The organism is Cohnella phaseoli, assembly GCF_003386235.1.
GTDB lineage: Bacteria > Bacillota > Bacilli > Paenibacillales > Paenibacillaceae > Cohnella > Cohnella phaseoli.
In genome coordinates this window covers 26,096-38,791 of record NZ_QRDZ01000035.1, presented here as the reverse complement: position 1 = coordinate 38,791, position 12,696 = coordinate 26,096, and the positions used below count along the sequence as shown (strand labels likewise).

Here is a 12,696-nt window from a genome sequence, read left to right as displayed (position 1 = left end):
CTGTTCAGCGGATATTGCACCCCTAGATCAACCCAAAACCAGGAATGGCGATGCAAGGGCCTCTCCCCCGCACCGCCATTCCTTTTTCCATCAAGACAAAATCACAAAATCACATAATGCTCATTATAGCTTTCCACGATCCCGCTTCCCGTGTTGACATTCGTTCCATGGACCGTGTTCACCGAATTCATGATCTTGACCGTCCCTCCGACAGCATTGACGCACCATTCGCCGCTCTGATCCGCGCCGACATTCCATATGTCGGCGTTACCTGATGTCACGTGCACGAGCGTGCCCGGAGCATAAGCCAGAATGCTCATGATATGCTCATTCGACGGACCGTTAAGCTCGATAAACTTTTGCATTTTCTGATAATTGATCAAGAGCGTTCCGGGCGCCATCCAAGGAATCTTCATCTTAAATTCGCTGATCCCCGTCCACGGCGAAGGGTTCATGTCGTACAATTCTTCAATCCAGCCCTCCGTGGATGTTCCGACTCTGATGAAGGTATTGCTGTAGCTGCCATAGACCGATCGGATCAAGTGCCGGTCGCTTCCGTTCGCAACATCTATCCCATGATACGGATTTTTGAAGTTCGTATAGATGACATAAGCGTCCTTCGCATTGATTCTGAATGCGAAAGGATAGGTTTTCAAGGTGCCTTCTGCTTCAAATGGATTGTTGGGCCATATCACATTGATCGCGTTAATGCCCGATCCGTCTCCATTGAGGGTCACCGCGGCCGTATCCGACTGAGGCGTACTTGTATTTTCCCCGCCATATACGGTCAACCAGGTTCCGTAGCTGATATACGCCCCCGTTTTCCCGGATCCCGTTCCACGCAGTTCCACGTTGGTAGGAATCGAGAGGTTGCCGTTTATCCTATACCACCCTGCGGGCAGGTACACAATCCCCCCTCCCGCATTGCCCGCATCCGTCAATGCCGATTGGATGGCCGATGTGGCATCGTCGAACGGAAAACCCGTCGGGCTTACCAGCGAGGACACGCGCGGCGCATTGTAAGGCGCCTTGGTGACGTCATACAGCACGGCTCGGGTGATTTTGGGCAGGTCCCTTGTCGTGTAAGCCGTAGGCGAAGTTCCAGGCGACGCGATCGAAACGGACCCGGCGGTTGCCCCGGTGAGCGTCGTGTCGGTCACTTTGATCGTGTGATTGGTTACGTTGTTCTTAATGGAATACAGGCTTCCTTCCAGCGTGCTGCGAATAAACGCATTGAACCTGCCGACGGAAGCATCGTCTACCTGCAAGGCGGTATTGGTATTGGTCAGGCTAACGAAAGCTAGATTGCTGCCCCACGTACCGACTCCCCCAGCCGTATTTCCTCCGCCAAAGCGCATGCCGATGTTGTATCCCTCGGCAGAGAGATGATGAAAATTATAGATTTCGATGCGTCCGAACGTAAATGCCGTGCCATTCGCCCGGGTCCACGCATCCAGCGTGCTCTTCAGCGGCGCATGGTAAGCAGTTCCAGCATCCACCCAGTACGAATTATTAAAAGTAATATGATGCGCGCCGCCTGCGCCATAACCGTTAAAGAGCTCGAGTCCCCGCGACAATACGGTCCCTTTCACATAGGAGATTTCAGGACACGCAGTGAACCCGCCCGTTCCGCTCATTCCGAAGCGGAATCCGCTATAGGCATTTAACAAAGTCAAATTTTTAATGAAGCGATTATGTCCGACGTCCGAAGTTACGACCCACCCCGTATCGATCGGATTGGCGGCATTCTGATTAGGATAATATATTGTCAGCCCATAGAGGCCGCCAACGTCTCCTACCATCGTAAAGAGAGTTTGGAAACCGGCATTCACGTGGGCTTCGATCACTGTCCCATAGTCGCCCGAGCCAGAGTCCGGATCGCGCCAATCCCCACGCAAGAACACGCCCGAAGGAACATGGAGCGTATTGCTCACTTTATACGTTCCGGCAGGCATCCAGACAGTGCCTCCGCCTTTATGCTGCGCATTGTCCATTGCATTCTGGATCGCCATCGTAGAATCGGCTGCTCCCGTTGCGTCCGCCCCGAAATCCGTCACATTGAAGTCCGCCACGACCACATCTTCGGTTGGATAGATCGTGCTTATAATTTGCGGATTGGCCTCCAAGGTCGTGCCGGCGGGGGTAAAGGAAACATTGTCAAAATAAACCGCTCCCGTTATGCCATTGTCCGTAACCGCACGAACCCGCACGCTGGGCTGATCGCCGCTGAACCAGTCACGGCTTACTTTCGTCCATGTCCCCGCACCCAGACCTCCGATCACTCCCGGCGACACCTCCTTATCCACATCATTCAAATCCAGATAAGCGTCGCCGTTGTTGTCCGTCTTGTAAATCCAGGCGGACAACGTGTATCTCGTATTGGGTTCAACCGGCAGGGTATTGCTGTACGCCACGGCCCCGTTGCTCGTGGATTTAAGCGAATAGGTCCCTGACTGACTTCTATCGGTGGAGCGAGTCATGGCGCCGTATGACAGCCAGCCATCGGTACTCTCGAACGAACCGTCGGGCGCAACGGGCTCCAGCTTCACATCGTCAAAGTATGCCGATGCGCTAAGCCCTCCATCCGTAATGGTTCTCACTCTGGCCTGGGTTGCGTTGCCGCTATCCCATAGTCCGGATACGTAGGTCCATGCGCCCTCGCCAGCCCCATTGAATACGCCCGGTTGAGGCTCACCCGTTATATCATTAAGATCAAGATAAGCATTCCCGGCATTGTTGTTCTTATAGATCCATCCGGAGAGCTTGTACTTCGTATCGGGCAGCACGGAAATCGGATTGGACGTCGCGGCAATGCCGTTCGCAGACGATTTTAACGATGTCGTCCCCGTCTTCGCCTGATCCGTCGACCTGCTCATTGAACCGTAAGTCCAGCCTGCATCGCTCTCGAAGGTTCCGTCCGGTTGAACGACTTCCAGCTTTACATCATCGAAATACGCAGCCGCATTCAATCCGTTATCCGTTATTGTTCGAAGCCGGACCTCCGTATTGGCTCCGCTATTCCAGATGCCGGATACGTAAGTCCATACGCCGCCCCCGCTCCCATCATATACGCCCGGTTGAATTTCTCCCGGTATATCATTAAGATCCAGGTAGACGTTCCCGGCATTATTCGTTTTGTAAATCCAGCCGGATAGCTTATAGGTCGTATTGGCGGCAACCTCAAATACATTCGTACGGGCAGACGCGCCATTAATCGTGGATTTCAGCGAATAGTTTCCGGTTTTCGCTTTATCCCTTGATCTGCTTAACGACCCGAATGACCACCCCGCTTCCGTTTCGAACGTGGAATCCGGAGCATTAACCGCCAATTCCACATCATCAAAATAAACTGGCGCGTCTATCCCGGCGGCTGTAACCAGTCGAATCTGAAGCGAGGTTCTCGTTCCGCTGAACCAATCGGCGCTTACCTTCGTCCACTTGCCTCCCGCATTAACAGAAGGCTCGACTTCTCCCGCAATATCGTTTAAATCCAGATAGGCTGTGCCCGAGTCGGTCTCTTTATAAATCCAACCTGATAACTTGTAGCTGGTATCGGATTCTATCGGAAACTCGCCGCTAATTGACACTGCCCCGACCGTCGTCGTTTTTACCGCATATGAGCCCGTATGAGCCCTGTCGGTTGACCTGCTCATCCCATACATAGCCCACCCGGTTCCAATCTCGAACGAGGGGTCCGGAACGTTAGCTCCGGCCGCGAAGGAATGACCGGTCATCACGTTAGTATTCGATGCCATAAGAAGGATTATTATCAGGATAAGCGCCTTGCGCATAGTCTTGTTTGATCTCACGCTGTTCCCTCCAAATTTGATGTTTGGCAAACCGTTTGCTCCATTAACGGATGCTTCCGTCAAGGTTCTGCCTTTTGAAACCGCTTACCAAAAACTTTGCATTTAACGGGGCATCCATTCCTTTGCCGTTAGCGAATCTGTCGTTGCCCCGCAGCTTCTGCATTACCGCTCACCCCCTCATTGTTATATGTCATTTAATCTTTTAATACAACTTTCAAAGTTAATATATATCTTTAATACATTTATGTAAAGATCCATTTTTGTTTTTTTGAAAATGTTAACAAAAGAGTCCCCGCCGTCCGTTTCGGACGGGAGGACTCGCTTGCAATCCAGAAAACGAACGGAGGAGCCAACGCTAGCAATCCGCTGTCCTGGCAGCCAGTCTCCAATTGCCGTGTCCTATCGGACAAGCAATTAACTTACGCATTGGGCGGCACGGTATTATTCGCGGCCCCCGGGCTTATCAAGTCACGTAGCAACTGATCGAGCAAATATCGCCCTGACGCATTGCCGCCGCCATGCGTCAGCGTGGTCTGCATGACAAGTCCGTCGCCCATCTTCCGTTCTGCAATATACGCGCCCGCCGCGTAAGAACGCAAATCGATACGCGCCAGAATCGGCGGAGCTTCAGGCGGCTTGTCCTCGACTGATTCCCAGGACGGAATTTTCGTGTCCATGTAATACGTGGAGGCCAGCTCCAAAAATTGTAGATCGCTGTAGCCGTCATGGGGAAAGTCTCCCATCGCGTCATGCGGCTCAGGCACCACTGCATAGGAATAGGCGTTAAAGCCGCCGGGCTTGATCGGATACAGCGCCTCCTGATGGCCTACATAGAGCACACGGGCACCCGCTCGAGCATAAGCCTCCAGCTCTTGATTCCATTCCGTCGAGATGAGCACTGAAGGAGTTCCAGTGTCGCCGGCTTCATTCTGAAGCGGTTTTGCCCATGGATATTGAACCAAGAGGGATAGGGAGTCGCCCGGATCGTGAACGCCGAGCGAGAAACCACCGGCTTCCTCCTCGAGAAGCGCCTTATTCGGATAAGCCCACAAATCCCAATCATTAGTAACGGTAAATTCGGTCGCATCTTCGCGCAACAGGACAATTAACCTCAGCTTGCAGGGAGCGGGGAACTGCGGCATTTCGAAGACGATCGGCGACAACGGCGTCAAGCCTCCGTTCGCAATGATGCCGCATGCGCTAGTTCCCGCGGCCACCGAATCTTCCCCGCGCACCAACTGCCATTCCAGTCGACCTCCGGCCAAAGGCCGGCTCCCGTAATGGGACAAGAATGGCGTTACCCGAACCTCCGTGCCGCAGAAGAAGTTCTGCGTCGTCCTCTCCAACAATAGCACGCTCGCGGCGGCAAACTTACGAAGCTCAAGAGGGTCGAACTTCGGTTCAAAGTTGTCGTCATAGAAGCCCGGTTGCGTAGTGGGAATGTCATTGAGATGGGTCAAATACAGCGCGCCGATCCGATCGTAAAACTTCGCGCCCTCCATGTAATACTTCTTGGCCATCAGCGCATGCTGTCTCGACGTCCGCTTAAAACGCTCGATTTGCTCGGGCGCATATCCCTGCTTACGCAGAATCGCTTCCGGGTCCGCCACGCGAAAGAACGACCACCACCAGGGCAGTTCGCCGCCGTTCGCCCGGCGAACCGCAGAGGTGTCGCGAATGGTGTCCGTATCTGCGAACTCCCCGAGAACGAGCGGCTTGTCCGCTTCCTTCTCCCGTCTCGCCACATGCTCCCCGATCGTCTCGCGAAATCCCTTCAGCGGAAAATAAGGATGCAGCGCATAGAAATCGCCGTACCGCGTAACGCCGTTGCCGCTGTTGTCCAGATACAGACGATTTGGCGCCAGCTCCTTGCCCGCATCGACCAATTCACGCATAAGCTTGTCCATCTCTTCCGAGAAAAAGTGCATTTCGCAGTTAAAGTCCGTCAGTATGACGCTCGGATGGTTGCGATCTTTTACCAGCATTTCACGAATCTGCTTGCGAGCCCGATCGAAGAAGGCGGGGGTCTCAATTGGATTCCAGATCGGGTATTCGATATAGGCATACATGCCTAATCTGTCGAACTCGTCGAGTACATAACAAGGCGGATCGAACAAAGTAAACTTGACCGAGTTGAACCCGGCTTCTTTCAAATCCGCGATTTCCTTGCGAACTTGTTCGCGATCCGGACGTACGGACAGCCTATCGAGATACATTCCCCAATGAATCATGCCGGTCAACTGCAGAGGAACGCCATTGAGCAGAAACTTGCCGCCCTCCGCCTCGATTTTCCTCATCCCGAAGAAGACATTGCGGCGATCCGCCGCTGCGGCCCCAGCGGTAGACAGGGAAAGCTCCGCCGTATATAAATAAGGATCGTCGATCGACCACAGTCTCGGCCGAATCAGCTCCACCGGAATGACGCAAACCTCGCGGCCGCCCGCCTTGAGGCGAAGCCCGGCAACAGCGGACGACACCCCTTCCGGCTCCCCGCCCGGAACGCGGATACCCAGCCGCACGTCAACCGGAGCGGCGCTCTTGTTTCGCAGCGTAGCATGCGCGATTGCGCGGCCCCCGTCGACGTCCGGTTCTATAAAAACATCCTCTATAAATACGCTCGGGCCGACCGACAACCCCACGTCATGCCATAACCCTCCGTAATTGACGCCTACGGAATCCTGCAGAAATCCGGCCAGCGTCTCCTTAATCGGAAACTTCCCTGTGCCGGAAGCACATCTCGGGTCTGATTGATCGGTCACGCGGATGATTAGCTCATTGTCCGCCCCGTCGTTGAGCAAATCTGGGAGATCCGTGCTCAGATCGAACCGAAACGGCGTATAGCCGCCCTCATGATCTCCTATGTATGTTCCGTTGACCCATACTTCAGCATAGTAATCCGCTCCCATAAAGGTTAGCCAGACGATATCTCCAGGGGCGTGGTGCGGCGTGCGGAACTTGCGGCGGTACCAACCGACTCCGTCGAACTTGCGCGTATCCCCGTAATCGTCGGTCGAACCCGACAGCTTCGGGCCGGCTCTCACATGCACAAGCAGGCGCGCTTCGTCGCCGGCGGAGTGTCCTTCAAGGGCGATTATCTTTTTTAAATAGTTCGGCGTACCGTTCATTGCATTCAATCCAATGGACATCTGACAATCCGTCCGGAACCGAGCCGTCTCCGCAACAGCTTCCCGAGCCGCCGATCCCGCTTCGATTCGGATGTTCCACGCCCTGTCAGGCAGCGGATGCCAGGTGATCAAGTCTTGCGAGAAAAAGCTGCAGCTCCCTTCCGTCTTTGCCGTTCCGAACATTTCCAAGCTTTCATCGGAGTCGATACCATAGTTTTTGGACGTTGAATCGAATTCAAATTCATTGTCGCCTTCGCGCAGAATGCCCGCTTTTATCGGAATTGCCACCCACTGCGCTTTGCCGTCGCAATAGGACTCCAGATCGACGGTCTGCCACGCGCCGCCATTGATCCGCACCCGAAGAAGCTTCTCCGCCGCCTGCGAAGTTCCTTCCTTCGGACTTTGGAAGTTGCCTTCCCATACCGCCGGTACCGGAATGGGCTGCCACTGCTCTTCCCTAATGTCTAAGAGGGCTCTCTCGCGCCTTTCATCCGGTTCATAATCGGGATAGAACGCCCATATTCCGTTCAAGCTTTCCTCATATTTCATCGCAACAAGCTCCTTCGCCTTTAGTACATACCTGATTCGAATACGTTACACATCGCAAATAATCATTGTAAAACTGAATTGATCGATTTATTATTAATATATCATATTTATAAACCATTACAATAACATGATTATTTGTATTGTTAGGAGAGGAAACTTTTGACTAAGCCACAGGTTCACGTCATCTCCCACACGCATTGGGATCGAGAGTGGTACATGCCCTACGAAAAACATCATTTCCGTCTCGTGCGTCTTCTGGACTCCGTTCTGGATTTGCTCGATCGCGACGAACATTTTCGCAGCTTTCACCTGGACGGCCAGACGATCATAGTGGACGATTATCTTCAGGTCCGCCCTGAACAACGGGAGCGCATCACCCGCTTCATTCGCGAAGGCAGATTAATCATCGGCCCCTGGTATGTGCTTCAGGATGAGTTTCTTACGAGCGCGGAAGCGAACGTCCGCAACCTGCAGATCGGGCACAGGGAAGCCTCGGCATTAGGACGGGTTGCCAAAGTCGGCTATTTCCCCGATTCCTTCGGCAACATGGGGCAAGCGCCGCAATTGCTCGCCCAGGCCGGCATCCGCGTTGCGGTATTCGGCAGAGGGGTCAGACCTAAAGGTAAGCATGCACGGGCCGACGCCTCGTCCTATGAGTCCCCCTATTCCGAGATGGTCTGGGAATCCCCCGACGGAACACGCGTGCTTGGCGTACTGTTCGCAAACTGGTACAACAACGGAATGGAAATTCCCGTCGATGCCGGACAAGCCAGAGCTTACTGGGATAAACGGTTGGCCAATGCGGAGAAATACGCCTCTACCTCGCAGCTCCTACTGATGAACGGATGCGACCATCAGCCGGTCCAGGAAGACTTGACCGCCGCGCTGCAAACCGCTCGCGAGCTGTATCCGAATTACGAGTTCGTTCATTCCAACTTCGTCGATTACTGCGAGATGCTTGTGCACGCGACCCCGGACGATCTTACCGTTATCGCCGGCGAACTCCGCAGCCAGGGAACGGATGGCTGGGGAACGCTCGTCAACACCGCATCGGCGCGCGTTTATTTGAAGCAGGCGAACGAGCGGATTCAATCCTATCTGGAAAAGGTCGTTGAGCCGCTGGCCGCGATCTCGCATCTGTCCGGGTACGCTTACCCGCATGCCGAGCTTGCCTACGCCTGGAAGACGCTGATGCAGAATCACCCGCACGACAGCATCTGCGGCTGCAGCGTGGACGAGGTTCATCGCGAGATGATGACCCGATTCGCCAAAGCCGAAGCGATGGCGCAAGCCATCGCGGAGGACAGCCTGAAGGAGTTGGCCGTTAAGATCGATACTTCGGCTTTCGGGACTAGAGCCGGCTCCTTCCCCTTCATTGTTTTCAATACCGCAGGTCGGGAACGCAGCGGCGTCCTGAGCGTGGACCTCGAAGTCGACAAGCGGCCTTTGCTCGTACCGACTCCCGAGGAAGCGGCGACTAACGTTTCTCTTTATCAGCCTTTGCCGCAGAACATGGCTGCCGAGTTGGAGAAGCTCGACATCACCGGCTTCGGAGTCTTCGATCTCGACGGCAATAGAATCGATGCAGAGATTGCGGACTTGGGCGTACAGTTCGGCTATATGCTTCCGGATCACGGTTTTCGACAGCCGTATATGTCTCGCCGCATACGCGTGAAGCTGTCCGTCGGCCCGGTTCCTGCGCTTGGCTGCAAGTCGTACGCCCTGGCGCCGATAGAAGAGCAAGATCTGCAGGTCGGTACGGAACCGAAGTCCTTGGTTACCGGGCCGTGCAGGATGGCCAACGGGCACCTCGCCGTCGACATCGCTCCCAACGGGACGATCGAGCTGACGCATCTATCCACGGGCCGGGTTTATCGCAATCTGCTGACATTCGAGGATACCGGCGACATCGGCAACGAATATATGTTCATGCAGCCGCCCGGCGTGCAGCCGTTGTACAGCGATGGCCTGAAAGCCGAAATTAAGCTCGTAGAGGATCTTCCTTGCACGGCTTCGTACGAAATTGTTCACGAATGGGAAATTCCGGCTAACGCCGATAGCCTGCTCGACAAGGAGAGACAGTACCTCGTCGCATTTCCGCTGCGGAAATGCGGGCGGGCGAACAATACGGTTTCCTTGAAGCTGCGGACTCTCGTGACACTGGATGCCGATGCACGCGAGCTCAAGTTTCGCGTCCGTTTCGACAATCAAGCAACCGATCACAGACTTCGAGTGCTGTTTCCGACAGCGATTGCCGGCACGCAGCACCATGCGGACTCGATCTTCGAAATCGCCAGCAGGAATACCCAGCCTTCCGCGGGATGGAAAAATCCGTCATACACACAGCACCAGCATGCCTTCGTAGCCATCGACGACGACGCAAGCGGGCTTGCCGTCGCCAATCGCGGTCTGAACGAATATGAAGTGCTTCGGGACGGACAAGGCACAATCGCCCTGACGCTGCTTCGGGCAGTGGGGGAATTGGGCGACTGGGGTCATTTCCCGACGCCCGAAGCGCAATGCCTGGGCGAACACACCGCCGAATTCGCATTAATTCCGTATGCAGGGGAATCCTCCCGCCATAATGCCGCCACGATCGCCTATGGCTTTCAGACGCCCTGGACAGTGATGCAGAAAGAAGTCGGCAAGGGCCGTTATCCGGGCGAGTACGCCTGGTTAGATTGGGAAGGAGAAGCATTAGCCCTCTCCTCGTTCAAGATCAGCGCCGAGACGGGGGATCTTGTCGCGCGCTGGTTCAATACGTCCCGCACCCCGACAGCCTTGCGTATCCTAAGCGCCGACGGGGCCGAAGCAGCCTACAAAACGACAATTCTGGAGGAAGCTGTCCCTCTCGAGGTCAGGCACGCCCTTCCCTGCGTAATGCAGATTCGTCCTGCTGAAATCATCACGGCAGCTTTCGTCCGGCGTTAAATACATCCGACAGAGAGGGTTGAAGTGCATGAGCAAATTAAACGGGCGCAAGCCGTTGTATCATCAGATCCGGCAGTACGTGACCGATCAGATCAATCAGGGAATATGGAAGGCCGGCGACAGGCTTCCTTCCGAAGCGGAGCTGGCGAAGCAGTTCGGCGCCAGCCGCGTCACCATCAAAACGGCGATATCCGAATTGATCGATAACAACGCCATTTATCGGGTTCAGGGCAAGGGGACCTTCGTCTCGGCGGACGCTTCGGGAGAACCGGTCGTTTACGAGCCGAAAAAGGAAGAAAATCTCGGAAATAGGCTGATCGCGTTTATATTGCCTGCCATCGTAAGCTCGTTTACGACGAAGCTGCTCGATGGCATGGAAAAAGAGCTCTCCGGCAAGGGCTACAAGCTTCTTTATTGCAGCACCGCATCCTCCCAAGAGGAAGAGAAGCGAGTTCTTAACGAAGTGCTTGCGCTCGGAGTCAGCGGCATCGTGATTTTCCCCGTGGACGGAGAATCCTATAATGAACAGATTCTTCGTCTCAAGCTCGGTCATTTTCCTTTTGTCGTCGTCGACCGGTATTTCCGGGGAATCGAGACTAATTCCGTCTGCGCGGACAATATCGAAGGAGGGCGATTGGCGACGGAAATGCTGATTTCCTTGGGCCATCGTCAGATCGGCCTTGTTTCTACGCGGATTACGGACACCACAAGCGTCGAGGACCGGGTCGCCGGTTACGAAAAGGCGTTATCTCAGCATCACATTGCCGTAGACCACCGCTTGCGGATTACGGATTTCGAATCTATCCGCCTCGACTCCGTCCTTAAAGACGGACAGGCCGATCCGGATGCCTTAAAAGCGATTTGCACCTTTATTCGATCCAATCCTGAGATGACAGCCATTTTTGCGCTCAATCTATCTGCCGGACTCACGATCGTGCAGGCTGTGGAGTCCATTGGACTGCGCATCCCGGAAGATCTGTCGGTCGTTTTCTTCGATCAATTCGAGATGGCCGATTTCGCCAAGGTGCCCCCTACCTGCATCGTTCAGGACGCCACGGAAATCAGCAAAGCAGCCGTGGAATTGCTATTGTCGGCTATTCGCAATCCCTATGGCGAACCGCGCAGAGTCACGTTGACACCCCAATTGCTCATCCGGGAATCTTGCGCACCGCCCAGTAAAAAAGCATTACAAAAAAACATATTTACAACACAATAGTACAACTGGTATTATTTAAAGCGAAAGTTGTATTATATGATTATTTGTAACTAAATTAAATGGACGGTTTCTTAATCTCCTTTGGTGTCAGTCTCTTTTTGAAAGCGCTACCGATGTATATCAGCGAGGTGAACATGATGATCACGCCCTTCTTCAAGGAACTATACAAGAATAGATCGCTCTACTTATTCGCGCTTCCGGCCATGCTGCTGCTCTTCGGCTTTAACTACATGCCATTGTTCGGCTTGCTGATCGCGTTCAAAAACTACACATTCGATCAAGGCATATTCGGCAGTCCGTGGATGGATCCGTTCTATCACAACTTCAAGTTTCTGTTCCAGTCCTCTCAAGCTTTTCGCGCTTTGCGCAATACCCTGCTCCTGAACGGACTGTTCATTTTGGGCGGCATTGTTACGCAGGTTGGCTTCGCGCTCATGCTGAACGAAATCGCGCGACGGAGGTTCAAAAAGCTGGCGCAATCCGCGACATTCCTGCCTTACTTCATCTCCTGGATCGTCGTCGGCGTATTTACCTACGTACTGTTCAACAGCGAGCATGGTTTATTGAACGGCTTGCTCACCGGCCTTGGCATGCAGCCCATCGATTGGTACTCCTCGCCGCATCTGTGGCCTATCATTCTAACACTGATCGCCTGCTGGAAAACAATCGGTTACGGGAGCGTCGTCTATCTGGCCACCTTATCCGGCATTGACGCCACCTATTACGAGGCCGCTGAGATCGACGGGGCTTCCCGCTGGCAGCAGATCGTGAAGATTACGCTGCCGCTGCTCCGGCCGACGCTGATTATGCTCACGCTGCTTGCGCTCGGACGAATCATGAACGCGGATTTCGGCATGTTCTACGCGATCATCGGGGACGCCTCCCTGCTCTATCCGACAACCGACGTCATCGACACTTTCGTCTACAGAGGCCTGCGCGTATCCGGCGATATCGGCATGTCTTCGGCCACTGGCTTTATACAGTCCGTGCTTTCGTTCATTCTCGTTGTCGGCTTCAACATGATTGTTCGCAAGATGGATAGAGATTCCGCGCTATTCTAGCGCCA

Annotated in this window: 5 protein-coding genes; 3 read left to right on the top strand and 2 right to left on the bottom strand. The window is 54.1% G+C overall.

The features are described 5' to 3' along the window. Positions 1-101: 101 nt before the first annotated feature. Both DFP98_RS31525 and DFP98_RS31520 read right to left on the bottom strand, forming a co-directional pair. Positions 102-3,809: a glycosyl hydrolase family 28-related protein gene (locus DFP98_RS31525; protein WP_147310311.1), complete on the bottom strand. Its 3,708-nt coding sequence runs from the start codon at positions 3,807-3,809 to the stop codon at positions 102-104. A 419-nt stretch (positions 3,810-4,228) separates the two neighbouring features. Next, complete coding sequence (locus DFP98_RS31520) at positions 4,229-7,483, bottom strand: glycoside hydrolase family 2 protein (RefSeq protein WP_116064618.1); 3,255 nt, start codon at positions 7,481-7,483, stop codon at positions 4,229-4,231. 159 nt (positions 7,484-7,642) lie between these two features. Here DFP98_RS31520 and DFP98_RS31515 point away from each other — a divergent pair, with 159 nt between their 5' ends. From DFP98_RS31515 to DFP98_RS31505, 3 genes are all read left to right on the top strand, one after another. Then, on the top strand, positions 7,643-10,414 hold the full coding sequence (locus DFP98_RS31515; protein WP_246016916.1) for an alpha-mannosidase: 2,772 nt from the start codon (positions 7,643-7,645) through the stop codon (positions 10,412-10,414). 28 nt (positions 10,415-10,442) lie between these two features. Then, on the top strand, positions 10,443-11,630 hold the full coding sequence (locus DFP98_RS31510; RefSeq protein WP_116064616.1) for a GntR family transcriptional regulator: 1,188 nt from the start codon (positions 10,443-10,445) through the stop codon (positions 11,628-11,630). 134 nt (positions 11,631-11,764) lie between these two features. Next, a complete protein-coding gene (locus DFP98_RS31505) occupies positions 11,765-12,691 on the top strand; it encodes an ABC transporter permease (RefSeq protein ID WP_391571355.1) in 927 nt (308 codons plus the stop codon). The last annotated feature ends 5 nt before the right edge of the window (positions 12,692-12,696 follow it).